Source organism: Actinoplanes oblitus (genome assembly GCF_030252345.1).
GTDB classification, from domain to species: Bacteria; Actinomycetota; Actinomycetes; order Mycobacteriales; family Micromonosporaceae; genus Actinoplanes; species Actinoplanes oblitus.
Genome location: NZ_CP126980.1, coordinates 5,223,224 through 5,246,479, shown reverse-complemented (window position 1 = coordinate 5,246,479; position 23,256 = coordinate 5,223,224). Strand labels below are relative to the sequence as shown.

27 protein-coding genes are annotated in these 23,256 nt (G+C 70.9%); 10 read left to right on the top strand and 17 right to left on the bottom strand.

Annotated elements, in window-relative coordinates:
* The first annotated feature begins 36 nt into the window (after positions 1–36).
* Positions 37–1,242, top strand: a complete 1,206-nt coding sequence (locus Actob_RS23785) for an MFS transporter (protein WP_284914007.1) — start codon at positions 37–39, stop codon at positions 1,240–1,242.
* A gap of 199 nt (positions 1,243–1,441) precedes the next feature.
* Here the strand turns inward: Actob_RS23785 and Actob_RS23780 are convergent, their stop codons facing one another.
* On the bottom strand, positions 1,442–1,792 hold the full coding sequence (locus Actob_RS23780) for a hypothetical protein (RefSeq protein ID WP_284914006.1): 351 nt from the start codon (positions 1,790–1,792) through the stop codon (positions 1,442–1,444).
* Positions 1,793–2,367: 575 nt separating this feature from the next.
* Between Actob_RS23780 and Actob_RS23775 the strand changes: the two genes are divergently transcribed.
* Positions 2,368–2,874, top strand: coding sequence for a VOC family protein (locus Actob_RS23775; protein ID WP_284914005.1), 507 nt, complete (start codon positions 2,368–2,370; stop codon positions 2,872–2,874).
* 193 nt (positions 2,875–3,067) lie between these two features.
* Here Actob_RS23775 and Actob_RS23770 read toward each other — a convergent pair whose 3' ends face one another.
* The 8 genes from Actob_RS23770 to Actob_RS23735 form a co-directional block, all read right to left on the bottom strand.
* Entirely contained in the window at positions 3,068–3,661 is a 594-nt protein-coding gene (locus Actob_RS23770) for a hypothetical protein (RefSeq protein WP_284914004.1), read from the bottom strand.
* 364 nt (positions 3,662–4,025) lie between these two features.
* On the bottom strand, positions 4,026–4,499 hold the full coding sequence (locus Actob_RS23765; protein ID WP_284914003.1) for a hypothetical protein: 474 nt from the start codon (positions 4,497–4,499) through the stop codon (positions 4,026–4,028).
* A gap of 64 nt (positions 4,500–4,563) precedes the next feature.
* Positions 4,564–4,812 (bottom strand): transposase, encoded by a 249-nt coding sequence (locus Actob_RS23760; RefSeq protein WP_407653386.1) that lies wholly within the window; start codon positions 4,810–4,812, stop codon positions 4,564–4,566.
* Positions 4,809–5,120, bottom strand: coding sequence for a transposase family protein (locus tag Actob_RS44095; protein ID WP_407653715.1), 312 nt, complete (start codon positions 5,118–5,120; stop codon positions 4,809–4,811). Before Actob_RS44095 ends, Actob_RS23760 begins: the two co-directional genes overlap by 4 nt.
* A gap of 265 nt (positions 5,121–5,385) precedes the next feature.
* Complete coding sequence (locus Actob_RS23750) at positions 5,386–6,033, bottom strand: hypothetical protein (protein WP_284914002.1); 648 nt, start codon at positions 6,031–6,033, stop codon at positions 5,386–5,388.
* Between the two features lie 564 nt (positions 6,034–6,597).
* Positions 6,598–7,047, bottom strand: a complete 450-nt coding sequence (locus Actob_RS23745) for a MerR family transcriptional regulator (RefSeq protein WP_284914001.1) — start codon at positions 7,045–7,047, stop codon at positions 6,598–6,600.
* Positions 7,044–7,427 (bottom strand): hypothetical protein, encoded by a 384-nt coding sequence (locus Actob_RS23740; RefSeq protein ID WP_284914000.1) that lies wholly within the window; start codon positions 7,425–7,427, stop codon positions 7,044–7,046. The genes Actob_RS23745 and Actob_RS23740 overlap by 4 nt, the downstream gene beginning before the upstream one ends.
* A 450-nt stretch (positions 7,428–7,877) precedes the next feature.
* Positions 7,878–8,270: a nuclear transport factor 2 family protein gene (locus Actob_RS23735; RefSeq protein ID WP_284913999.1), complete on the bottom strand. Its 393-nt coding sequence runs from the start codon at positions 8,268–8,270 to the stop codon at positions 7,878–7,880.
* A gap of 58 nt (positions 8,271–8,328) precedes the next feature.
* Here Actob_RS23735 and Actob_RS23730 point away from each other — a divergent pair, with 58 nt between their 5' ends.
* Positions 8,329–9,078 (top strand): helix-turn-helix domain-containing protein, encoded by a 750-nt coding sequence (locus Actob_RS23730; RefSeq protein ID WP_284913998.1) that lies wholly within the window; start codon positions 8,329–8,331, stop codon positions 9,076–9,078.
* A 6-nt stretch (positions 9,079–9,084) separates the two neighbouring features.
* On the opposite strand, the gene Actob_RS23725 is transcribed toward Actob_RS23730, so the two are convergent.
* Entirely contained in the window at positions 9,085–9,828 is a 744-nt protein-coding gene (locus Actob_RS23725; RefSeq protein ID WP_284913997.1) for a cutinase family protein, read from the bottom strand.
* Positions 9,829–10,021: 193 nt separating this feature from the next.
* Here Actob_RS23725 and Actob_RS23720 point away from each other — a divergent pair, with 193 nt between their 5' ends.
* The 3 genes from Actob_RS23720 to Actob_RS23710 all read left to right on the top strand — a co-directional run bounded on the left by Actob_RS23720 (position 10,022) and on the right by Actob_RS23710 (position 11,990).
* Positions 10,022–10,522: a hypothetical protein gene (locus Actob_RS23720; RefSeq protein WP_284913996.1), complete on the top strand. Its 501-nt coding sequence runs from the start codon at positions 10,022–10,024 to the stop codon at positions 10,520–10,522.
* 185 nt (positions 10,523–10,707) lie between these two features.
* Positions 10,708–11,139: an iron chaperone gene (locus Actob_RS23715; protein WP_284913995.1), complete on the top strand. Its 432-nt coding sequence runs from the start codon at positions 10,708–10,710 to the stop codon at positions 11,137–11,139.
* Positions 11,140–11,222: 83 nt separating this feature from the next.
* Positions 11,223–11,990, top strand: a complete 768-nt coding sequence (locus tag Actob_RS23710; RefSeq protein WP_284913994.1) for an alpha/beta hydrolase family protein — start codon at positions 11,223–11,225, stop codon at positions 11,988–11,990.
* Here the strand turns inward: Actob_RS23710 and Actob_RS23705 are convergent.
* Complete coding sequence (locus Actob_RS23705; RefSeq protein ID WP_284913993.1) at positions 11,980–12,540, bottom strand: TetR/AcrR family transcriptional regulator; 561 nt, start codon at positions 12,538–12,540, stop codon at positions 11,980–11,982. The two genes, Actob_RS23710 and Actob_RS23705, sit on opposite strands and share 11 nt — an antisense overlap.
* Before the next feature lie 85 nt (positions 12,541–12,625).
* Between Actob_RS23705 and Actob_RS23700 the strand changes: the two genes are divergently transcribed.
* Together Actob_RS23700 and Actob_RS23695 are read left to right on the top strand one after the other, a co-directional pair.
* Entirely contained in the window at positions 12,626–14,053 is a 1,428-nt protein-coding gene (locus tag Actob_RS23700; RefSeq protein WP_284913992.1) for an amidase, read from the top strand.
* A 165-nt stretch (positions 14,054–14,218) separates the two neighbouring features.
* Positions 14,219–14,761: a GNAT family N-acetyltransferase gene (locus tag Actob_RS23695; protein WP_284913991.1), complete on the top strand. Its 543-nt coding sequence runs from the start codon at positions 14,219–14,221 to the stop codon at positions 14,759–14,761.
* Positions 14,762–14,771: 10 nt separating this feature from the next.
* Here the strand turns inward: Actob_RS23695 and hutI are convergent, their stop codons facing one another.
* From hutI to hutH, 5 genes are read right to left on the bottom strand one after another with little or no spacing between them, the layout of a single operon-like run.
* A complete protein-coding gene (gene hutI, locus Actob_RS23690; protein WP_284913990.1) occupies positions 14,772–15,923 on the bottom strand; it encodes an imidazolonepropionase in 1,152 nt (383 codons plus the stop codon).
* On the bottom strand, positions 15,920–17,146 hold the full coding sequence (locus tag Actob_RS23685; RefSeq protein ID WP_284913989.1) for a formimidoylglutamate deiminase: 1,227 nt from the start codon (positions 17,144–17,146) through the stop codon (positions 15,920–15,922). Before Actob_RS23685 ends, hutI begins: the two co-directional genes overlap by 4 nt.
* Positions 17,143–18,357, bottom strand: a complete 1,215-nt coding sequence (locus tag Actob_RS23680) for an allantoate amidohydrolase (protein WP_284913988.1) — start codon at positions 18,355–18,357, stop codon at positions 17,143–17,145. Before Actob_RS23680 ends, Actob_RS23685 begins: the two co-directional genes overlap by 4 nt.
* Positions 18,354–20,024 carry a urocanate hydratase gene (hutU, locus tag Actob_RS23675; protein WP_284913987.1) on the bottom strand — a complete coding sequence of 557 codons (1,671 nt, stop codon included), beginning with the start codon at positions 20,022–20,024 and terminating at the stop codon, positions 18,354–18,356. The genes Actob_RS23680 and hutU overlap by 4 nt, the downstream gene beginning before the upstream one ends.
* Before the next feature lie 12 nt (positions 20,025–20,036).
* Entirely contained in the window at positions 20,037–21,593 is a 1,557-nt protein-coding gene (gene hutH / locus Actob_RS23670) for a histidine ammonia-lyase (protein WP_284913986.1), read from the bottom strand.
* A 77-nt stretch (positions 21,594–21,670) separates the two neighbouring features.
* On the opposite strand from hutH, the gene Actob_RS23665 reads away from it, so the two are divergent.
* Positions 21,671–22,441: an IclR family transcriptional regulator gene (locus Actob_RS23665; RefSeq protein WP_284913985.1), complete on the top strand. Its 771-nt coding sequence runs from the start codon at positions 21,671–21,673 to the stop codon at positions 22,439–22,441.
* A gap of 7 nt (positions 22,442–22,448) precedes the next feature.
* On the opposite strand, the gene Actob_RS23660 is transcribed toward Actob_RS23665, so the two are convergent.
* Positions 22,449–22,820 carry an MmyB family transcriptional regulator gene (locus Actob_RS23660; protein ID WP_284913984.1) on the bottom strand — a complete coding sequence of 124 codons (372 nt, stop codon included), beginning with the start codon at positions 22,818–22,820 and terminating at the stop codon, positions 22,449–22,451.
* A 78-nt stretch (positions 22,821–22,898) separates the two neighbouring features.
* On the opposite strand from Actob_RS23660, the gene Actob_RS23655 reads away from it, so the two are divergent.
* Entirely contained in the window at positions 22,899–23,150 is a 252-nt protein-coding gene (locus Actob_RS23655; protein ID WP_284913983.1) for a hypothetical protein, read from the top strand.
* Positions 23,151–23,256 lie beyond the last annotated feature (106 nt).

Genomic DNA, 23,256 nt, shown 5'->3' with positions numbered 1-23,256 from the left:
GTGGGTGGTGCTAGCTGAGATCCGCGGTCGTCCACGATGAGTGGTGACTCCAGCCTCGCCACGGTGTTCGTGAGGTGGACATGGTGCCGTGCTGTCCTGCATCGAGGGTGGTGGGCGGTCACCAGCGTCTACCTGGTTGTCGACGCGCATCTGCCGGCGTCCGAGCTGGCATTGATCGGTGTCGGTCAGTCAGTCGCCGCGCTGGTGTTCGAGGTTCCCGCGGGCATGCTCGCCGACACGGTGAGCCGCAAGTGGTCGCTGGTCATCTCGCATGTCCTCATGGGCACCGCCATGCTCGCCACCGGCCTCGTCAGCGAGTTCGTGCCGGTGCTGGCGACGCAGATGCTGTGGGGCCTGTCCTGGAACTTCGCCAGCGGCGCAGACGTGGCATGGATCAGCGACGAACTGGACGAGCCAACAGCCGTCGCTGCGGTGTTGCTGCGTGCGGACCAGGCCCAGCTGACCGGGACGGTCGCCGGACTGATGAGCGTCAGCGGGCTGGCCTGGCTGACCGACCCCCGCTCCGCCATGATGGTTGCCGGAGCCGCCATGCTGCTGCTCGGTGGCTATGTTGTGGCGCGCTTCCCTGAGCGCCGGTTTCGGCCGGTCCGCGTGAAGCGCTGGTCCGCTTCCTGGTCGATCCTGGTGCGCGGATCGGCCCTGGTGCGCGCCAGTCGTGTCATCCTCGGCATCTTCGCGGCGACGTTCATGGTCAATGGAGTCGTCAACGCGTTCGGCCGCCTCTACCCGTTGAGACTGGTCGATGTCGGGCTCTCCGTCGATCCCCTGCTGTGGCTTGGCGGCCTGGGCGTGCTGGTGAGCCTCGCCGGCGCCGCCGCACTCCGCCTGGTGCGGCCACGCATCAACGGTGTCCACACGCTGCGACGAGGCTTCGTCACCGCCTGCACGGTCGCCGCGGTCGGCGTCACCGGCCTGGCCGTCGCCCCCGAGGGAAACAGCGGAAGCCTCGCCGTGCTCCTGGCCGCTGGTGCGCTGCCGCTGACCCGCACGTTCACCACCATCTGGATCAACGAACAGACCGTCAGCGCCGTCCGGGCCACGGTGCACTCGTTACTCGCCCAAGCCAAATACCTCGGAGAGATCGCCTGCGGGCTCGCCATCGCCGCGGTCGCTCACCTTGCCACCATGCCCCTCGCCCTGCTGATCTGCGGCGGCCTGCTCGCGATCGCGGCGCTGCTGGTCCAGCACACCGGCTCCCCGCGGCCCGAACCGGCATCATGATGCTCAGCCGATGTCGCCTCGGTCCACCCCGTACAAAGCCTCGGACGACATCACGTCGCCGAGCTGATCTCACCAACGGGTGGGGCCGAACTCACGAAAACACGAACGACCGATCAAGGGATGGGTCCCGAGAAGGCTGACGAATGGGCCCCAGTTCGAGGTTCTGGCACAGGAAGTGTGGAGATGACCCGGCACGTGGTCATGAGTGGCCAAACTGCGTCTCGTTCCGCCTTCGCAACTCCTGGCGTAGCGCGCGTACCTCGTCCGGAACGGGGTTCGGGAAGCGAGGGGTCGATTCGGCGATTGCCTCAGTCTTCTCCTCGCCGATCACCTCCGTGATGGCATCCCACAGCACGGAACGGGCGCGGGAGAGACGCGGTCCGACGAGCCATTCGGTCATGAACTGGTCAAGCGTGTCAGCGTCGGCGTTACCTGCTGCTTGGCGGGAGCCGATCCGGTCCAGTGAGACGACGATGCTCTCCAGGAGTCGGGCGGTTTCGATGGCCTTCTCCAACGGGATCGAGACGAGCCGGTCGGCGTTCTCAGACATGGTGGGCAGAACATCACAGCCTGCCGGATCGATGCGAGGCAGGGACGCTGTTCAGCGATCAGGGCGCGAGCAAGACCCTCTTGCGGAGCAGGTCGAAGCCGGCTCTGCCGTACATCTCATCTGCGGCAACGCCGCCTGCACCGTGCGGACCTTCGTCGAGCAGGTGAACGGTGGTGACGCGCCGCCGGTTGTGCACCACTGACGGTCTGCGGCCGGAAGGAGCTTCCGGATCGTCTCGTCACACAGCCGGACAACAAGTCATCCGCGAAGATCAATCACACTTCCTGTGCCAGAACCGAGTTTTCGGCGCCATCCATCAGCGAGGCGCGTTCATGTGTCGACCGCCGGACATGCCGTATACGAACGGTGACGGTCGCCGGAGCCAGGGCACGCCCTATCTGCGGCATGAGCGGATGCCGAGCGCGGTGCCACAAGGGGATATGAAGCCGCATGGGAGAGTCTTGGGTGTGGATGCCTGTCGGCGGCAACGACCGGCCGGCGCCGGGGGCTCTCGCCATTTCAGCGGCCTCGGCGCCGCTGAGGTATTAGGTCAGGAACTGACCGCAGATGACGGCATGATCCTCGGCATGACCAGCGACGTTCTGCTCTCTCCGGAAGCTGTCCCCTATGGCGGCGCCGTCCTCAATCCGTTCGTGATTGTGGATGACGCCGCGCGGTTCGTGGACTTTGTGGCCGAGGTGTTTGGTGCGGCCGAGACCGTCGAGGCGCGGACGCCGATGCCGGACGGCAAGCTCATCCACGCCCAGCTGCGGCTCGGCACGGTCGACCTGATGGTCGCCGACCGGCTGGTCGGCTGGCCGGCGCGGCCCAGCCTGCTGCAGCTGTGGGTGACCGACGCAGCGGCGGTGCTCGAGCGGGCCGGTGTCGAGGGCGCCACGACGGTGACCGAACCGACCCCGTTCTACGGTGAGACGACGCTCGCCCGGATGCTCGACCCCTGGCAGAACATCTGGTGGCTCTACCAACTGGCGCCCGGTCAGGCGGATCCGGTGCCGTCCTGGAAGGGTGGCTCCGACACCGTCTTCGCCACCTTGGACAAGGCATTGAAGTCGCTGGGCTGAGCCTCGGCCGAAAAATTCGGCCGGGACGCGGTGTCTGAATCTGCTCCCGGCCGACTCCACAAGTTCGACCGCATCGTATGGGCGTCCTGTTGGCGCCTCGACATCGGGCCGTCCCTTATCCCCGGGATTCGAGTTACCGGATTTCGGCATGAGCGGACCTCCTCACGATGCCATGACCACGCGGGAAATTCGATCAAGTTGCTGATTCTTCTTCTGCCCTACGAAGGTGGCGCTTCGTGCGATTGCGCTCCAGCAGGGAAACGATAAGACACAAAGAAGCCGATACCATGGCGGCCACCACCGGCGCACCTGTCGCTTCGATCGTGAAAGACATAATCAGCCACATGGCTGCGAAGCTCAACAAACTGAAAAGAAAGATTACCAGGACGAGGACCTTAGTCGCAAGGCTCTGCATTGTCGAGCCGCCGTATCCAATTTGATCGAACCTTGGAAATCGCGGATCCGTTGGAAGAAGAACGGCTGAGGAAATCTTCGGATCATTCGAGACAAAGTAGCCACGTATTGCATTCATCGCTCTGATGTACCTGCGTCCTTGGATTTGAAAATCTAGCGCTCGAAGGTACGTCAGATAGGTAAGAAGCAGTGTGGGCAAGCCGAGAACAAGGGAAACTAGCGCGACGACCCGCTTGTCAGTGTGCTGGGTCACAAGGACCCCAATAAATGCCGTTTCAGCCGCCTGAAGAGCAATGATGAACTGGATCCGCTTCTCGACGATCGCGTAGGCGAACGCTCGGAACTCGCGTATCGAAGCGAATTCAACCAGCAAGAATTGGATTGACTCGTCCTTTATTATACTTGCGGGCGCTTGGCCTATAGCAGAATTCTTGCGGCTCTGACGAGACAGTATCATGATGTAATTATATATAGTTCATTCAACTATGAGGTTGAATCATTATCGCGCGCTCCGCGGCAGTATCGATGCGCTCTCATCGGCAGTTCCGCGCGTCCGCACTCCGAGAGACCTGATGCTCGTTTGCACGCAGGGTGAGCGGGCACGGCCGACGGCACCAGTAGTGAAGATCTACTGGTGGCGCCGGTTCTCACGAACATTGCGGCAGGCGGGCTAGCAGGAGTGGCGCCGGAAGTCGGCTCTGGCGCGAAAATAGTGAAACCTGGCGGCGGGAGTGCGATTAAGGAAGCGGTTGGGTGCTTCCACTCCGCAGCACAGCCAGCTCGCGGCTTGGGAAGGACATGTTCCTCCATGCCTGCCGGTAGCCGGCCTCACCGTGTTGGTCGAGTACTGCTTGGGCCATGTGAGCTGCGGCTGTGATGAAGGCGCGAGTGGGGATCCGGGCCGCCCATCGGCGCTTCGCACCGATCCATGGATCCTCCGCATACTCATCAGGTAGCCGGAGGATCTGGACGTAGACGTGTTCGGCGGCTCCGGTGAAGACGAAGACGTGAGCATGGGGTTCGTCGGATAGCCAGGCCAGGGAGGATTTGGATCCGAGGTGCAGGTCGACCGCGCTCCGAAGGAGGCCCTGGAGCCCGTGACCGGTATAGGACGTAATCACCTGAAGCTCGTCGTCATCGGCGATCCAGGTCAGTTTGGCCCAGCCGGATCCGACGATCTCCCAGCGCATATCGAATGAAGTGACGTCCACGAGCAGTACTTATACCGGAGTGGTTCCATATCAGCGCTGAAGGCTCGATCAGCATGATCGACAGTCATGACAGGAGTACACGTTTCCTGAGCAGGTCGAAGCCGGCCCGGCCGTACATCTGCCGTTTGATCATCTTGATGCGGTTGACGTTGCCTTCGACCGGTCCGGAGCTGAAGGGCAGGCTGAGCCCGGCGGTGACCGCGGCGAGGTCGGCGTTCAAGCCGGTGGCGAACCGGCTGACGCCGGGCAGCACGGCCTGTTCGGCGGCGGTGATCCACGCGGTGAGACGTTCGCCGTGCAGGTGAGTCATCATGTCGGCGAACGAGCGGACCAGATCGACACCGCATCGCAGCTCCGGGCAGCGGTCGAGGATCTTCTGGAGAACGCGAGTCCGATCTCCGTGAGCATCCGCCGGAGCCCTTCACTCGTGCGTGTCCAGCGGCGAGTCAACCCGTCAACCTGTTCGGCGAAGGTCTTGCTCCGGCACTCCGGGTTGCCGCAGAAGAACCGTCGAACCCTCAGCAAGATCCGTACCAGCCGCCCCGCCACCGGTGCATCGGTCAACGTCCGCTGATACCGCGAATGGACTCGCGACGATGACGCCGAGCAGACGGGACACACTCCTTCGTCCCGACGCGCGGCGGCTACGAGGACCAGTTCAGCGCCGGCGTGCACCTCTTCGATCTCGATGCCGGCCAGATGAGGGAGAAGCTGCTCGACGGTATAACACAGCCGAACAACGACTCATCGGTCAAGATCAATCACACAGTTTGCGCCAGAGCCCAGTTCGAGAGCCAGTTGTCGCTCACTTCGAGCGCCACAGCCGGCGGAGCCATTTTCGTATCGCTGAGTTTGAGCGCCACCAGGTGGCTTGGATCGAGCGTTGTCAGTCGAACCAAACGACGAGGCGTACGCCTTCTTCCCCGAAGCGCTTCGCGAGGGATCGCATGATGGCGAAGACGTGATCCCATCCAGTGCCGGTTCCGAGCACGTCGTTGCGGGTCACCCTCTTGTACGTGAGGGTAGTGGCGCCATGCTGCCAGCTGCCGTATGCGGCGGTGATCGGAGACTCGCCGACCATGGGTTGCCCGTACTCAGCTACGACGTCGGCGGGCCATTCGTCCTCGACGCGGTAGCAGTGGTAGAGGCTGGATCCGTTCTCATTGATCTCGAGCACGCCGCGCGCCAAGGGGGTGACGCTCATGTCGAGGGCGCGCAGTTCTGACCAGGAAACCCAGGTGCTGCCGCCGATCGCCCGGTCGATCTCCGCGTCGTGTTCGTATTCCTTCCGAACGGCCTCTGACACGTCGGCCGGCAGCCCACGGCCTTCGGCGACCGGCTCCCAACCGTTCCAGTTACGGATGCCGAATAGGCAGCCCAACGGCTGGTAATCGCCTCCGGGATAGAGCGGGTAAAGATCCATGCAGCGCACCCACGGCGCCTCATTGTGGGGATCGGCGTCGAGCGGACCGTCGAGGGCGGCGGCACCGATCAGGTCACGGACCTCGATCGCACCGTAGATGTCGGTTCCCACATCGCGGCATCATACGCCTCTGTCGATCTTGTTCTGGGCTGCTGACCTTGGGTTTGTTACCGATACTCGCTGACGGAATCACGCCGTCGGGCATCATGCGGTAGCGGCGTGGCGGTCCCATCCGCCGCAGTTGCTGCAGATCGCCCTCGGTGAAAGCGAGCAGTGCGGTCGTCGCACAGGCTCACCGGCCGCCGGTAACCCCGCCGGCCACGGGCGAACATCGTGAGCCACACCCACCGCGCCCCACTCCCGCTGGGTTTGGCGCGGACTTCCCGGATGCGCACCGGCCCCCACAACCCTGATCATGCTCAGCGGGTACGGCAGGCCGGGCGGTGCGGCGCCGGTGCAGCCACCACATCACCAGCGCGGCGGCCGTCAGGGTCGCGGCGACGGCGAGCAGGGTCTGCTGGAGGAGCGCCGCGCCGGCCGCGGTGAGCACGCCGGCGGTGATGAGCGGCGGGAGGGCGCAGCACGCCGCGCAGGCCAGGGCCGCGAGAGTGCCGGTGACCTTGCTGCGGGCGGGTGGGCCGTCGCCGACGTGCGGGACCGGTGGGGTGGGCTGGTTCATGCGGGGTCTCCGTCGGGGCGCTCGGCGGTGCCGATGGTCAGGAACGGGATCGGGCAGTCGGCGCAGGTGCAGTTGGTGAGGCTGTCGCAGCGGGCGTCGACGACCTCGGTCAGCGAGGCCCGGATCGCGGTCAGGTCGGCGATCTTCGCGTCGATCTCGGCGATCTTGCTGATGGCGCGCTGCCGCAGATCCACGCTCGGGTGCCGGCGGCGGCCCGCGGCCAGCAGGTCGGCGACCTCGTCGAGGGTGAAGCCGAGCCGCTGCGCCGCCTTGATCACGGTGAGCAGGGCGACGGTGTCCCGCGGGTACAGCCGATGCCCGCCGGTCGAGCGAACCGGTTCGGCGAGCAGGCCGCGGCGTTCGTAGTAGCGCAGCGTCTGAATGTTGACGCCGGCCCGCTCGGCGACCTCACCGGTGCGCAACCCGCCCCGATCCGGCGCCGTCACGCCGTGGCCCGCGGCGACGTGTCCCGGCTACCGGCAGCCGCCGCGGTGACGGCCCGCCGCACGAGGGCGTCGAGGACCGCCGTGTGCTGGCGTGGCACCTGAACCTCCAGAGTCACCGATTCACCGGCGACGGCGGGTTCGGCGGTGACGGTGAAGCCGAAGAAGGAGCAGCAGGCGCTCTCCCGCGCGGTCAGATCTCGCACGGTCTCGGCCAGCCCGTCCGGTCCGGCCAGCCGCAGCCGTACCCTTGTCGGGCCCGTCATGTCGATCCCGCGCACCGCGGTGGCGAAGAGCCGGTCGACCTCGGCAAGGCGAAAAGGCTGCTCAGCGGTGGGCAGGGTGCACGCGTCGGGCACCCACAGCGGCTCGGTGGCGGTCATGACACGACGGTAAGCCTGTACCTGGGTACCGGATGCAAGCCCGGGTGGTGGGCCGCTGGCCGGCTGGGGATCGGAGCCCCGAAGTGGACCTGGTGACGCGTGCGGCCAGGTGGTCCCCCGCTGAGGCGTGACGGGGAGCCGGCAGGCCGACCACGCCGGGGCGACGGACGCCCGATGAGCCGCGGCGCCACCTCGGTCCGGGCGCGCTCCGGGTCGCGGTCACCACGATTTCGGTACGGCGGGCGCGCCCCGGGCGTACCGAAATCGTGGTGAGAGTGACCAGAAGCGGACCTCGCGCGTGCGGACGGGGTTGGCGGAGTGCGGCGGGAGTCAGGCGGAAAGGGGTGCGGCAGAGGCGGCGGACGGCGATCGTCAGTCAGATGGCACCCGTCGCGGCCAAGTAGGGCACCGCGAGCATTCGTGACGCAAGAACTGCACCCGAGGTCGACATCAACGAACGGGGGCGACTGTCCACCAGGCGAGATGCATGGTGACCTCGGCTGTCGGCTCGATCAGCTCCCAGCCCTCGGCGATCAGCCCGTCCTGGATCCGCCACCGGTCGACCACGGTGATCTCCGGTCCGCCGTCCGGCAACCAACGCCGGGAGAAGACCACGACATGGTCGCCCTCGGCCAGCAGCTGCTCGATCTCGACCCGCATGCCGGCGAGCGGTGCCAGGGCGGCCTCGACGGCAGCCAGCCACTCGGTTCTGGACAGGGTGAGCCCGCCTGGCCGGTGGTGCCGGAAGTCGCCGGTCAGGAAGGTGGCGAGCGCGCCGACGTCGCCGGTCTGGATGAGCCCAGCCAGCGCCCGCTGGACAAGGACCTTGTTGGAATCGGTCATGAGCAGCAGTGTTTCGGCCCCCGCAGGGCTTGTCGATGACATGGGATTTCATTGACGCGTGCGAACCGTGGGGGAACAACTGCGTCAGTGGCGCCATCGCCGGGGCCTCAGCCAGCTGGACCTGGCGAACGCGGCGGACGTCTCGGCCCGGCACGTCAGCCTGGTCGAGACCGGCAGATCCCGGCCGAGCGCCGACATGATCCTCCGGCTCGCGGAGCAGCTGCGGGTGCCGCTGCGGGACCGCAATCGGCTGCTGCTCGCCGCGGGGTTCGCGCCCCGGTACACCGAGCGGCCGCTGGCCGAACTCGCCGGGGCGCGCGAGGCGGTCCGCCGGGTGCTGCGCGCCCACGAGCCCTATCCGGCGCTGCTCTTCGATCGCCGGTGGAACATCCTGATGACCAACCGGGCGGTCCGGCCGTTCCTGGACCGGGTCGACCCGGCGCTGCTGAGGCCGCCGGTCAACCTGATCCGGCTGGGCCTGGACCCGCGCGGCTTCGCGCCGATGGTGGTGAACCTGCCCGACGTGCGAGCGGTGTTCCGCGGTCGGGTCGGGCGGCAGCTGGCGGCGGCGCCCGACCCGGAACTGGCGGCGCTGTTCGAGGAACTGCTGGCGGGCGGCACCGAGAAGGAGGGCGAGCGGGTGGCTGCCGACGTGGTGATCCCGATGATCATCCGGATGGACGGGCGGGAGTTGCGGCTGTTCTCGACGATCACCACCTTCGGTACGCCGATGGACATCACCCTCGATGAGGTGGCGATCGAGTCGTACTACCCGGCCGATGCCGCGAGCGCCGCCTTCTTCGCCTGACCGTTCTCAGCCGCCGATCCGGTTCAGCACGAAGGCGCCGGCCTCCCGGTTGTACTTGCGGGTGTAGCTCAGGTGGACGGCGACGCTCTGCCCGCCGGCGCAGAAGGTGTCCCCGGTGTCACAGAACGACCGGGTGCGGTCCGCGAAGGCGTCCAGGGACGCGTCGGCGCCGCGCGGGAACAGACCGCGGGTCCGTGAGGTGCCCGCGTTGAAGACCTTTCCCGGTACGAACCGGGGGTCGCCCATCAGGATGACCGCCACGACCCGGTCGGCGATCTCCGTCCCGATCGCGTCGGCGCGGGTGAAGCCGGCGACCTGTCCGGTACCGGCCAGCACGTCGCCGATCACGTGCGCGCCCTGCGAGTAGCCCATCAGCACGAGCTTGGTGGCCGGGCAGCCGGTGGCGGTGTCGGTGAGCTGCTTGGTGAGGGCGCGGGTGCCGGCCGCGACGCTCGGTGGGTAGGGGTTGAGCAGGGCCGGGTAGTCGGTCGCCTCGGTGGTGACGGTCTGCTTGCTGGCCCGGGTGACAGCGGTGGCCAGGGAGCCGATGATGCCGGTGCCGGGCGCCTCGGTGGAGGCCCGGGTCACGATGATCCGGACGTCACCGCAGGCGGCGGCGGCCCTGGTGCCGGCCCTCGGCCCGGCTCCCGGGATGGTCGCGGCGAAGCTGTTCTGCACCACCACCAAGGCCCCGGCCGTCACCGCGGCGACCACGCCGCCCAGCACGATCCGCTTCCGCTTGCCGGTCATGAACACTCCTCTCGCTCCATTTGCACTCACGGTGCACATTCGTGCCGGGGGATACGGCGACGGCCCGGGAACGGTTCAGATCCGGTCGGCGGCGGATTCCGGAACGGCGTGGCGTCATCCCCGCGAGGGACGGGCGAATGGCGCCCCGGCACCTACCATGAATCGTTCCCATCGGCTTATCGAGCGGAGGAACATGGGCGTTGAAGTGTGGACCGCGGGCGCCTCGTTGGCCGGCGTGGTCGTGGGTGGCGTCACCTCGTTCGTCGGGCAGACCGTGCAGCGGACCGCCGCCGAGCGCGCCGAGGAGCGCCGCCGGTCCTGCGACCTGATGGAGACCCGGCGAGCCGAGCGCATCACCCACCTGATCGGCTTCATCGCTGTCGCGCAGGAGGCGGAACGGGTCGCGGTGGACCGGTACCACCACGGCCACGACGACGAGCGGTGGCAGGCCCGGGCGCGGGAGATCGAGGACCGCATCTGGGCCGCCCAGAAAACCATTCACCTCCTCTGCCGGCCGGCCGTCAACGCGGCCGCGCGCGAACTCGCTTTCGCCCTGCAGGACGTCATCCGGAATGGTCCGTCCGACCCCGAGCACCCACAGGACGAAAAGGTCTGGGAACACATCAGGAAACCGCGCCGCGCCTTCCTCGACGCGGCAGCCGACGACCTGGCGTCGGCGGCCGTCGCCGGATAGGCCGGCTCGAGCGCCTGGGTGTCCGCACCGTCGCTCGCGGACCGGGACGGTTGCCCCCAGGGGCTGTTCCTGGCCGCACCACGGGCGCCGGTACGTGGGGCGTTCCGTGGTGAGCACGGATGTGCCGGTGGTGGTCGGCGGGCGAGGCTGGACGCACCACATCGCAGGGAACGAGGAGAGCGATCATGAGCGAGACGACCACCCGGTTCACCGACGAGGAGCGCGCGGCGATGAAGGAGCGCGCCAGCGAGGTGAGGGCGGCGCGACGCGGGTCACGCGCCAAGGCCGATCCCGAGCCCGAGGTGCTGGCGAAGATCGCCGAGATGGGCGACGCGGACCGGGCCCTCGCCGAGCGACTCCACGCGCTGGTGAAGGCGGCCGCCCCGGAACTGACACCCAAGCTGTGGTACGGCATGCCGGCGTACGCCCGCGACGGCAAACTGGTCTGCTTCTTCCAGCCGGCCGCGAAGTTCAAGACCCGGTACGCCACGCTCGGCTTCAACGACGCGGCGAACCTCGACGACGGCGCGTTCTGGCCGGTCGCCTACGCGCTGACCACGCTGAACGCGGCCGAGGAGGAGCGGATCACCGCCCTGATCCGGCGTGCCGTCGGCTGATCGGCCCGGGATTCCGGCCGTACCGTGGTGTTGATCCTCGATGCCCGTCGCTAGCGTTCCGCGGCGTGCGAGGTATCGGGGCGATGACAGTGACGGCCGTGCTGCTGGTGGGCGGATGCGGCACCGGGCCCCGGGCCCAGGCCCATCCGCCCGCCGCGGCCGGCCCTCGGGTGGTGACCAAGGTCGTGCGGTTCGCCCGCGGCGCGGACCGGCCGTTGCCGACCACGCTGTGGTATGCCAGCGGCCCGGACGGCACCGGCATCGCCGCCGGGAAACACCCGATAGTGCTGTTCAGCCACGGGCTCGGCGGGCTGCCGGAGCAGTTCGCGCCGCTGGCCACCACGTGGGCGCAAGCCGGATACGTGGTCGCCGCGCCGGCCTATCCGCACACGAACGGGCACGTCGAGGTGGATGCCGGGGACATCCCGCGGCAGCCGGCGGACGCGGCCTACGTGCTGACGAAGCTGGCCGGCGGGGACCTGGCCGGGCATCTGGACGGCACGCACGTGGCGGCGGTCGGCTTCTCGGCCGGTGGGACGACGACGCTGGGCCTGTTCCGGAAGGGGCATTCACCGGCGCTGCGGGCCGCGGTGTCGGTGGCCGGGCGGCGGCCGTCGACCGGGTTCGCCGGGCCGGCCGCACCGATGCTGTTCCTGCACGGCGACCGGGACCCGGTGGTCGAGATCGAGGCCGGTCGAGCCGCCTACGCCGCCGTCCCGTGGCCGAAACGGTTCGTCACCATCCACGGTGCCGGTCACGGCCAGTACCTGAACCCCGGCGACCCGGACTACCCGGAAACGTCCGCCCGGATCCTGGCGTTCCTGCGGGAACAGGTGCCCGTCACGCGGTGAGCTGCGCCAGGTAAGCCCGGAGGATCTTCGTGGCGGCGTCCTGGTCGAGGTGTCCGACCAGGACGTGCGTGGTGAGACCGTCGGCCAGGGCGAGCAGGGCCTGCGCCTCGACCCGGGCGTCGGGCACGCCCAGGGCGATGACCAGCCGTTCGATCAGGCTCGTCAGCTCCCGGTAGCTGCCGCGCAGGACCTCGGCGAGCGGCGGGCTGACCGCGGCCCTGGCCACGAAGGCCAGCCACACCCGCGCCTCGGTCCGATGCTCGTCGCCGAGCAGGGCGATCTCGCCGACCGCGTGCGCCAGGTCGCCGGTCGGCGCGCCGCCCAGCCCGTCCTGCACCCGCTCGGTGACCCGGGTGCCGACGTGCCTGAGCACGAACACCAGCATCTCGTCCTTGGTGCGGAAACACCGCTGCACCGCGCCCATCGAGACGTCGGCGCGAGTCGCCACGTCGCGCAGCGTGACACCGTCCATCCCGTGCTCGTCGGCCAGCGCACACACCGCCTCGGCGATGCGGCGGCGGCGGTCCTCCCGGTCACTGTCGCGGCTCACGATCCACCTCCGGTAATCCGATGCGGTTGCATCGGATTCATTCTACGATCCGATGCGGTTGTATCGGTTCGGCTGGGGAGGCGCTGTGGGAGACGAGATGTGGCGGATGGACGCGGTACGCCAGGCGGCCGCGGTCCGCACCGGAGAGATCTCCGCGATCGACCTGGCCGAGCAGCACCTGGCCCGGATCGCCGAGGTCAATCCCCGGGTGAACGCGGTCACCCAGGTGCTCGCCGACCGGGCTCGCGAGGACGCCGCGGCGGTGGACCGGCAGCGCGCCGCCGGCACCCGGCCCGGCCCGCTGGCCGGGGTGCCGTTCACGGTCAAGGAGAACCTCGCGGTGGCCGGCGTGCCGACCACGCACGGCGCGTCCCGGCTGCGGCACCTGGTGGCCGGCGCCGACGCTCCGCCGGTGGCCCGGCTGCGTGCCGCGGGTGCGGTGGTCATCGGGCACAGCAACATGCCGACGCTCACCCTGGCCGGCATGCACACCCGCAGCGAGCTGTTCGGCGACTCGGTGAACCCGTGGGACCCGTCCCGGACGCCGGGCGGCAGCAGCGGCGGCGACGGCGTCGCGGTGGCGACCGGGATGGCCGCGCTCGGGCTGGGCAACGACTCCGGCGGCTCGGTGCGCATCCCGGCGGCGTTCTGCGGGGTGGCGGCGCTCAAACCGACGTACGGCAGGTTCCCGGCCGACCACCGCATCGGCCCGGACGATCCGGGCTGGTGCTCGCAGACCTTCGTCGCCGACGGCCCCCTCGCGCGCCGGGTCGCGGACCTGCACGCGGTCTTCCAGGTGCTGGCCGGCGCCGACCCGGGCGATCCGCGCGCCGTGCCGGTACCGCTGACCGGCGAGCCGCTGCCCGCTCCGATCCGCGTCGCCGTCGTCGCCGATCCCGGCGGGCTCGGCGTCCACCCGGCCGTGGCCCGTGCCGTCGACGCCGCGGCCGGGGCGCTGCGGGACGCCGGCTACGCCGTCGAAGCCGTGGCCGACGTGCCCCGGCTGGACGATGCCCTGCGGGCGTACCAGTCCATGGTGATGACCGAGTTCGCCCCGGCCTGGCCGGCCATCCGCGCACTGCTCGGCCCGGACGCGCACCGGTACATCGAGCTCGGCATGGCGCGGACGCCACCGGTGGACGCCGCCGAGTTCCTGCGGCTGACCGGGGTCCGGCTCGGCGTCCAGCGGGCGTGGGGCGAGTTCCTCCAGCGGTATCCGCTGCTGCTCGGCCCGGTCTTCACCGAGCCGCCGGTCGAACCGGGCATCGAGTCCCGCGACCCGGCCGGCCGGGACCTCGTCACCACGGCGATGCGCCTGTGCACGGCGAGCAGCTTCGCCGGGCTCCCGGCGGTGGCCGTCCCGACCGGCGTCGAGGACGGGTTGCCGGCCGGGGTGCAGCTCATCGGACGCCCGTACCGCGAGGACACCTGCCTCGCCGCGGCGGCGGCCATCGAGGAGCGACTCGGCGTGCTGACCCCGATCGACCCGGTCGCGGCGGGGCGCGGGCGCTGAAGTGTGACGGCGCGGTCGCGGGTGCGGGAACGCTTGCGAGCGCCGGGAGATCTTCGTCCGCCACGACGGGCTGCGTCGTCACCGGCCCGGGGCCGGAATGGGTGGCGCGACGAAGCCGATGCGGGCTATTAGAGTCGCCAGAATGGACCCGAAGGTGATGCCGGTATGACGTTCGAGGCCATCGCGGTCGGCGCCGGGCTATGCGTCCGGGAGGCCGAGCCGGCGGACGAGGCTGCCGTGCTACGGGTCTTCGACCAGGCCGGCGACTATTTCACGGCGGTCAACGGTGACCGGGCGCTGCCCGGTGACTTCCAGAGCCTGTTCTACGCGGCTCCCGAGGGCGTCGCACCGGAGACGAAGGAGATCCTGGTCGTCGAACGGGACGGCGAGATCGTCGGGGTCGTCGACGTGGTCCCCGGTCATCCCGACCAGTGGACGGCGGCCGCCGGGCTGTTCCTGCTGGCGCCGGCGCACCGGCGGCAAGGGGTGGGATCGGCGGTCCTTCGGGCGCTCGTCGAGAGGGGACGCGAGCGCGGCCTCCGGACGGTGACCGCGAGCATTCCGGCCGGCTGGGAGCCCGGCGCCGCCTTCCTGACGGCCACCGGGTTCCGGCTGCACGACCCGGCCGGGCCGCGGGACGGCACGGGCAACCGGGTCGTGCACCGGGGCGAGGGGCCGGTGGTCACCGCCACGCTCGCGATCGGCTGACCGGCCGCGCTCACCTGCTCCAGGCGGTCGTGCGGCGGCCGTGCTGCCAGACGTGCCTCACCAGCTGGACGCCCGGGCGGTAGGCGAGGTGCACGAACGACGGGGCGTCGAGCAGGACCACGTCGGCGCGGGCGCCGGGGGACAGGTGCCCGACGTCCGTGCGGCGCAGCGCCCGGGCGCCCCCGGCGGTGGCCGCGAGCAGCGCCTCCGTCGGGGTCATCCGCATCTCGCGGACCGCCAGGGCGATGCAGAAGGGCATCGAGCTGGTGTACGACGACCCTGGGTTGCAGTCCGTGGCGATCGCGTACCGCACCCCCGCGTCGCGCAGCCGCCCGATGTCCGGGAACGGCTGCCGGGTGGAGAACTCCGCGCCGGGCACGAACGTCGCCACCGTCTCGGATGCGGCGAGGGCGTCGACGTCCTCGTCGGACAGGAACGTGCAGTGGTCGACGCTGGCCGCTCCCAGTTCCACCCCGAGCCGCGCCGCACCCGAGGGGCCCAGCTGGTTGGCGTGCATCCGCACTCCGAGACCGCGGGCCGCCCCGGCGGACAGGATCGTCCGGGCCTGGTCGACGTCGAACGCGCCCCGGTCGCAGAACACGTCGATCCACCGGGCGAGCCCGGCCACCCGGTCCAGCATCTCCCCGGTGACCAGGTCCACGTAGGCGGCCGGCTGATGTTCGGCCGGGACGACGTGCGCCCCGAGGAACGTGGTCTCCGTGGTGAACCGGGACGCGATCGCCAGGCTGCGGCGCTCGTCCTCGACGGTCAGCCCGTACCCCGACTTGATCTCGATGGTCGTGGTGCCGGAGCGCAACGCCTCGTCGAGCAGCCGCCCGGTGTGCGCGGCCAGTTCCTCGTCCGACGCGGCCCGGGTCGCGGCAACCGTCCGCCGGATGCCGCCCGCCGTGTACGGCTGCCCGGACATCCGCGCGTCGAACTCGTCGGCCCGGTCCCCGGCGAACACCAGGTGCGAGTGGCTGTCCACGAAGCCGGGCACCACCGCCGCGCCCTCGGCGTCGAAGACGGTGTCCGCCGGCGGGGCCGCCGTGCGCGGTCCCACCCAGGCGACCAGCCCGTCGTCGATCACCAGGGCGGCGTCCCGCAGGATGCCCGACGACCCGGTGAACAGCTCGCCGATGTTCGTGATGAGTTCGCTCACGCCGTCACCTTCGCCTCGATCCGGGAGTACAACCGGGCCGCCCGATCGAGGTCGGGCCGCCCGCGCACCACGCCATCGGTGATCACCGTGCGGACGTCGGCGGCTGTCGCGCTCATGAACAACTCCGCCGGGTGGGTGCCGAGCGTCCGGACCGAACCGGTATCGATCTCGACGAGGCCGGTCCCGGCGGCACCGATCGCCCACAGCTCGGCCGGGCTGAACACCCCGCGCCGCCCGGACGCCAGCCGGGCGCCGCGTTCCAGCAGGCGCAGCTCCTCGAACGGGTCCACCGTCACGTTCTGATCGGAGCCGATGGTGATCCGGGCCCCGGCGTCGGCCAGGTCCCGGGCCCGGCCCAGCCCGTCGCCGAGATCCCCCTCGGTGGACGGGCACATCGACACGGTCACCCGGGCCGCCCCGAGCGTGGCCACGTCCGCGTCGGTCAGGTGCGTCGCGTGCACCACCGTCGTGCGCGGCGACAGCGCACCCACCGACGCCAGCAGCCCGGCCGGGGTCAGGCCGGTGGCGGCCAGGCAGTCCGCGTTCTCGGCCGGCTGCTCGGAGAGGTGCACGTGCAGTGGCACCTCGGCGGGCAGGCCGGCCACCGCGTCGCGCAGCTCGTCCGGCGCGACGGCGCGTACCGAATGGAAAGCCGCGCCCAGCGTGGCCCCGCGCAGGACGGACCGCAGGTCGTGCCAGCGGTCCAGCCAGCCCCGCACGCTGCCGTCACCGAAGCGGCGCTGGTGGTCGTGCAGCGGCTGCCCGAACCCGCCGTGCAGGTAGAGCGTGTCCAGCAGGGTGAGCCGGATGCCGGCCTCGGTGGCGGCCGCGGCCAGCGCCAGCTCCATCTCGTGCCGCGGGTAGGGCCGGCCGGACGGGGTGTGGTGCAGGTAGTGGAACTCGCAGACCGAGGCGTAACCGGCAGCCACCATCTCGCCGTAGACCAGCAGCGCCACCTCGAACATCAGGTCCGGGTCGAGGGACTGGGCGACGGCGTACATCCGCTGCCGCCACTCCCAGAAGTCGCCGCCGCCGGCGTTGGTGCGCCCGCGCAGCAGCCGGTGGAAGGCGTGTGAGTGGGTGTTCGCGAACGCCGGGACCACGGTGCCCAGCCGCAGGTCGGCACGTGTGCCGGGGGTGGCGTCGTGGACCGCGCCGTCCTGCAGGAGCACGTTCTCCCGGACGGCTCCGGGCAGCACGAGCCGCCGGGCGAAGATCCTCACGTGAGATCGGCCAGGCAGGCGGCCAGCGCCGTGACACCCCGGGAGATGTCCGCGTCGCTGGCGGTCTCGGCGGGTGCGTGCGAGACGCCTTCGGGATTGCGTACGAAAATCATCGCCGAAGGCACGAAGCCGGCGAGCACTCCCGCGTCGTGACCGGCGCCGGTCGGAATCCGCGGTATCCCGCCGAGCACCCGGTCGAGCCGGTCGGTCAGCTGCTCGTCGAAGGTGACCCGTGACGAGAACGACTCCTCCTGGACGGTGACCGTGCAGCCCTCCGCCGCGGCGGCCGCCTCGGCCGCCGCCGTGACCGCCGTGACCAGGTCGCGCACCTCCTGATCGCGCTCGGCGCGGGCGTCCAGCCAGAGCACCACCTCGGAGGCGATCGCGTTGGTGCCGCCCGGCGTCACCGTCAGCCGGCCCACCGTGGCCCGGGCGTGGGCCGGTGCGGGCGCGGCGACGGCGGCCTGCCGGACCGCCTTGATCACGTCGGCGGCCACCAGGACCGGGTCGTGCCGCGAGGTCAGCTCGGTGGAGCCGGCGTGATCGCCTCGCCCGACGATCCGCAGCGACCACCGGCCGTGCGCCAGGATCGTCGTCGCCAGGCCCAGCGGCCGGCCCAGTGGCGCCAGCTGTTTGCCCTGCTCGACGTGGAGTTCGACGACCACCCCGACGCGGGCCAGCCGCGCCGGATCGGCACCCGCCCCGGCCGGATCGATCCCGTTTTCGGCCAGCACGTCGCGCAGCCGGTGCCCGGCCGCGTCGGTCAGCTCGAGCGCCTTCTCGGCCGGCAGGACGCCGGTGAGCAGCCGCGATCCGAGGCAGGCGACGCCGAACCGGGCGCCCTCCTCCTCGGCGAACACCACCACCGCCACCGAGCGGGCCGGCTCGTGGCCGGCGGCGCGCAGCCGGGACACCGCCTCCAGGGCGCTGACCACGCCGAGCGGGCCGTCCAGGGCGCCGCCGCCGGGCACCGAGTCGAGGTGGCTGCCGGTGACGACCGCCGGGTACCGCGGGCCGTCGGCCGGGTGCCACCACGCCCACAGGTTCGCGTTGCCGTCCCGCTCGACCTCGAGGCCGAGGTTCTTCGCCGTGCTGACGAACCAGTCGCGCAGCTCCCGGTCGGCGTCGTCGAGCAGGTGCCGGGAGTGGCCGCCGCGGACCGGGTCCCGGCCGATGCCGTCGATCTCGGCCAGCATCGCCGGCGCCGTCACTTCTCCTCCAGCATCGGGATCTTCAGGCCGCGGGTCCGGGCGACCTCGGCAGCGTGCTCGTAGCCCGCGTCGACGTGCCGCATGACGCCGCTGCCCGGGTCGTTGGTCAGCACCCGCTCGATCTTGCGCGCGGCCAGCTCGGTGCCGTCGGCGACGGTGACCTGTCCGGCGTGCAGGGACCGGCCGATGCCCACCCCGCCGCCGTGGTGCAGCGACACCCAGGTCGCCCCGGACGCGGTGTTGAGCAGCGCGTTCAGCAGCGGCCAGTCGGCGATCGCGTCGGAGCCGTCCCGCATTGCCTCGGTCTCGCGATAGGGCGAGGCGACCGATCCGGAATCCAGATGATCGCGGCCGATCACGATCGGGGCGCTCAGCTCACCGGACGCCACCATCTCGTTGAACTTGAGCCCGGCCAGGTGCCGTTCCTGGTATCCGAGCCAGCAGATCCGCGCGGGCAGGCCCTCGAAGTGCACCTTCTCGCCGGCCGCCGTGATCCACCGGGCCAGCGGCTCGTTGTCCGGGAACAGCTCGAGGATGGCCTGGTCGGTCTTGGCGATGTCGGCCGGGTCGCCGGAGAGCGCCGCCCAGCGGAACGGGCCGCGGCCCTCCTCGAACTGCGGCCGGATGTAGGCGGGTACGAAGCCGGGGAAGGCGAACGCCCGGTGGTAGCCGCCCAGTTCGGCCTCGGCGCGGATCGAGTTGCCGTAGTCGAACACCGCGGCGCCCCGGTCCTGGAAGCCGACCATCGCCTCGACGTGCTTGGCCATGCTGGCCCGGGCCGCCTTGGTGAAGGCCTCCGGGTCCTCGGCGGCCCGCCGGTGCCAGTCCTCGACGCCGATGCCCTCGGGCAGGTAGCTGAGCGGGTCGTGCGCGCTGGTCTGGTCGGTGACGATGTCGATCGGCGCCCGCCTGTCCAGCAGCAGCGGGAAGACCGTGGCGGCGTTGCCGACCACGCCGACCGACAACGCCCGCCCCTCGTTCTTGGCGGCCACCACCCGGGCCAGGGCGTCGTCGAGGTCGTCGGTCATCTCGTCGAGGTAGCGGTGCTCGACCCGGCGGCGCAGCCGGGCCGCGTCGACGTCGACGATCAGCACGGCGCCGCCGTTGAGGGTGACGGCGAGCGGCTGGGCGCCGCCCATCCCGCCGGCGCCGGCGGTCAGGGTGAGGGTGCCGGCCAGGCTGCCGCCGAAGTGCTTGACGGCGACCGCGGCGAACGTCTCGTAGGTGCCCTGCAGGATGCCCTGGGTCCCGATGTAGATCCACGAGCCGGCGGTCATCTGCCCGTACATGGTGAGCCCGGCCTGCTCCAGGCGGCGGAACTCGGGCCAGGTCGCCCAGTCGCCGACCAGGTTCGAGTTGGCGATCAGCACCCGGGGTGCCCACTCGTGGGTCCGGAAGACGCCGACCGGCTTGCCGGACTGGACCAGCAGCGTCTCGTCGGACTCCAGCTCGCGCAGTGTCGCGACGATCGCGTCGTAGGCCGCCCAGCTGCGGGCCGCGCGGCCGGTGCCGCCGTAGACGACCAGGTCGTCGGGGCGTTCGGCGACCTCGGGGTCGAGGTTGTTCATCAGCATCCGCATCGGGGCCTCGGTCTGCCACGACTTGGCGGTGAGCTGGGAGCCGCGGGGTGCCCGGACCGGCCGGGCGCCGGCGGAGAAGTCAGCCATCACAAGTGCCTCTCAGAGCAGGGGTCCGGCGGCGTTCAGCACCGCACCGGAGCGGACCGCGGCGGCGACCGCCGCGATTTCGGGGGCGAGGAAGCGGTCCGGTCCGGGCCCGCTCACCTCGTCGCGGATCAGGCGTACGACCGAGCCGGTCGCCTTACCGGGCAGCAGTGGCGCGCGCAGGTCGATGCCCCGCGCCGCCGTCATGATCTCGATGGCCAGCACCTGGGCCAGCCCGTCGACGGCCTTGCGCAGCTTGCGGGCGGCGGCCCAGCCCATCGACACGTGGTCCTCCTGCATGGCCGAGGACGGGATCGAGTCGACCGAGGCGGGCACCGCGAGGCGCTTGAGCTCGCTGGTGATGCCGGCCGCGGTGTACTGGGCGATCATCAGCCCGGAGTCGACGCCGACCTCGTCGGCCAGGAACGGCGGCAGGCCGTGGCTGCGGTTCGGGTCGAGCATCCGGTCGGTACGCCGTTCCGACATGCTGGCCACGTCGGCGACCGCGATGGCCAGGAAGTCCAGCACGTACGCGACCGGGGCGCCGTGGAAGTTGCCGTTCGACTCGACCCGCCCGTCCGGGGTGACCACCGGGTTGTCGACGGCCGAGGCCAGCTCCCGCCCGGCGATCAGGCGCGCGTGCTCGACGGTGTCGCGGGCCGCGCCGTGCACCTGCGGGGCGCAGCGCAGCGAGTACGCGTCCTGCACCCGGGTGCACTCCGGGCCCTTGTGGCTGGCGATCAGCGGCGAGTCGTGCAGCAGCGTGCGGAAGTTCGCGGCCGCGGCGGCCTGTCCGAGCTGCGGGCGCAGCGCCTGCAGGTCGGCGGCGAACACCGCGTCGGTGCCGAGCAGCGCCTCCACGCTCATCGCTCCGGCGATGTCGGCCGTCGACATCAGCAGGTCCAGGTCGGCGAGGGCGAGGGCGAGGTGGCCGAGCATGCCGTCGGTGCCGTTGATCAGCGCCAGCCCCTCCTTCTCGGCCAGGGTGACCGGGGTGATCCCGGCCTCGGCCAGCGCCGTGCCGCCGTCGACCAGCCGCCCGTCCGGGGTACGCGCCTCGCCCTCGCCCATCAGCACCAGGGCACAGTGGGCGAGCGGGGCGAGGTCACCGGAGCAGCCGAGCGAGCCGTACTCGTGCACCACCGGGGTGATCCCGGCGTTGAGCACCGCGGCGTAGGTCTCGGCGACCACCGGACGGACCCCGGTACGCCCGGTCAGCAGGGTGGACAGGCGCAGCGTCATCAGCGCCCGGACGACCTCGCGCTCCACCTCCGGCCCGGAGCCGGCCGCGTGCGAGCGGACCAGGCTCTGCTGGAGCTGGGCGCGGCGGTCGGCGCTGATGAATTTGGTGGCGAGCGCGCCGAAGCCGGTGCTGATGCCGTAATGCGGCTCGGTGTCGCCGGCGAGCGCCTCGATCAGCCGCCGGGTCTCGGCCACCCCGTCCAGGGCCTCTTTATCGATATCAATGAATGCGTCGTGGCGGGCGATCGCGACCACGTCGGCGAGCGCGGGCGCACCGGCGCCGAGCCGCACGGACGCGGTCCGGCCAGAGGAAGGAGACGTGAAGGCCATGAGGCGATCCGAACACATCCGCCAGGGGTCCGGGAGGGCGTGGCGTCAACTGGTGTCCCACATGTGAGACTGTGCGGATGGCCGAGGCGAGACAATCCCCGGCCGCGCATCACACCCTGCGGATCCTCGGCTACCTGTCGGCGCAGCGGGGCCCGGTGCCGGCCGCGACCATCACGACAGCGCTCGGGCTGCCGCGATCGACGGTGTACCGGCTGCTCGGCGTCATGGAACAGCACGGCTTCGTGATCCACTACCCGGAGGTGGAGCGGTACGGCATCGGACTGGCCGCGTTCGAGCTCAGCTCCGGGTTCGCCCGCCAGGAGCCGCTGGCCCGGCTCGGTGCGCCGATCCTGGCCGCACTCGTCGACCGGGTCCGGCAGTCGGCGCACCTGTCCGTCCTGCACGGCCGCGACGTGATCTACCTGGTCGAGGAGCGCGCGCCCGGGCGCCCGCCGCTGGTCACCAACGTCGGCGTGCGCCTGCCCAGCCACATCACCGCCAGCGGCCGCGCCCAGCTCGCCGCCCTGCCGGACGTCCAGCTGCGCGCCCTGTTCCCGAACCGCGCGGCCTTCGCCGGCCGCGCCGAGGGCAGTCCGACCCGGCTGTCCGAGCTGCGCGCCATCCTCATCCGCGAGCGCCGCCAGGGCTATGCCCTGGAGGACGGCGAGGTCACCGAGGGCCTGGTGTCGGTCGCGGTGGCGATCCGGGACCGCTCCGGCTGGCCGATCGCCGGCATCGCCGTCACCTATCCGCAGGTCCCGGCCCCGGACCGTCCCCACCTGGTGGCCGAGGTCCGCCACCACGCCAACGAGCTGGCCCGCCGCATCCGAGGCCAGAAGATCCTGTAAAACCGATTTACGGTACGCCCTGAGCACCCGCCCCCGCCGCCGTGGCGGCCCAGCTGGCCAGCAGGCGCAGCGTGTCGTGGGCCGGGGTGCCGGCCTCGGCGCTGTACGCGGTGAGGGTCAGCCCGGGGTCGGCCGGGTCGCGCCTGGCCTCGGTGCGCAGCAGGTTCGCTGTCGTGTCGGCGGCCTCGGCCCAGTCCGCGTAGAGCCCCTCGGCCGCCGGGTCGAGGAAGCAGAACCGGGCCAGGTTGACCGGTCGCGCGGCAGCGGCGTAGGCGGGCGAGTAGAGCGCCTGCCCGAGGGCGTTGACGGCGAGGATGTCGAGCCGGCCGTTGCGGACGAACGCCGGCGCGTCGGTCATGGCGTCCAGCAGGCTCTGCACGCTGGGCCGGATCTGCTGCCGGGCCGGCCGGCGCCGGGTGCGCGGGCTGCTGTTGGCGGCCCGGGCCAGGTCGTAGAGGTGCGAGCGTTCGGCGTCGTCGAGCTGCAGGGCGCGGGCGATCGCGTCCAGGACGCTGTCCGAGACGCCGGACACCTCAACGGCGGCCCGGCGCCGGTCCGCGCGTACGTCGGGGAGCTGCTGCCGGCCGTCCTCGACGGCACCGTCAACCCGGGCAAGGTCTTCGACCGCACCGTCACCATCGACGAGGTGCCCGCCGCCTACCGGGCCATGGACGACCGGGCGGCGCTCAAGGTCCTCATCAGCTTCTAGCCGGCACGATCGTCGTCGGGCCCGGGCACCCCGCGGTCCGGGTCCGACGACGTGTCGCCGGCCGCATCCGGGCAGCGCCCCGCCGGCCGGGTGCGGGCGCCGTCCC

Coding starts and splice junctions, on each gene's coding strand:
- Actob_RS23665 (WP_284913985.1), top strand. CDS start 21,671: ATGGCCGAGGCGAGACAATCCCCGGCCGCGCATCACACCCTGCGGATC.
- hutU (WP_284913987.1), bottom strand. CDS start 20,024: ATGGCTGACTTCTCCGCCGGCGCCCGGCCGGTCCGGGCACCCCGCGGC.
- Actob_RS23735 (WP_284913999.1), bottom strand. CDS start 8,270: ATGACCGATTCCAACAAGGTCCTTGTCCAGCGGGCGCTGGCTGGGCTC.
- Actob_RS23740 (WP_284914000.1), bottom strand. CDS start 7,427: ATGACCGCCACCGAGCCGCTGTGGGTGCCCGACGCGTGCACCCTGCCC.
- Actob_RS23710 (WP_284913994.1), top strand. CDS start 11,223: ATGACAGTGACGGCCGTGCTGCTGGTGGGCGGATGCGGCACCGGGCCC.
- Actob_RS23780 (WP_284914006.1), bottom strand. CDS start 1,792: ATGTCTGAGAACGCCGACCGGCTCGTCTCGATCCCGTTGGAGAAGGCC.
- hutH (WP_284913986.1), bottom strand. CDS start 21,593: ATGGCCTTCACGTCTCCTTCCTCTGGCCGGACCGCGTCCGTGCGGCTC.
- Actob_RS23695 (WP_284913991.1), top strand. CDS start 14,219: ATGACGTTCGAGGCCATCGCGGTCGGCGCCGGGCTATGCGTCCGGGAG.
- Actob_RS23760 (WP_407653386.1), bottom strand. CDS start 4,812: ATGATGACTCACCTGCACGGCGAACGTCTCACCGCGTGGATCACCGCC.
- Actob_RS23725 (WP_284913997.1), bottom strand. CDS start 9,828: ATGACCGGCAAGCGGAAGCGGATCGTGCTGGGCGGCGTGGTCGCCGCG.
- Actob_RS23715 (WP_284913995.1), top strand. CDS start 10,708: ATGAGCGAGACGACCACCCGGTTCACCGACGAGGAGCGCGCGGCGATG.
- Actob_RS23775 (WP_284914005.1), top strand. CDS start 2,368: ATGATCCTCGGCATGACCAGCGACGTTCTGCTCTCTCCGGAAGCTGTC.
- Actob_RS23785 (WP_284914007.1), top strand. CDS start 37: ATGAGTGGTGACTCCAGCCTCGCCACGGTGTTCGTGAGGTGGACATGG.
- Actob_RS23720 (WP_284913996.1), top strand. CDS start 10,022: ATGGGCGTTGAAGTGTGGACCGCGGGCGCCTCGTTGGCCGGCGTGGTC.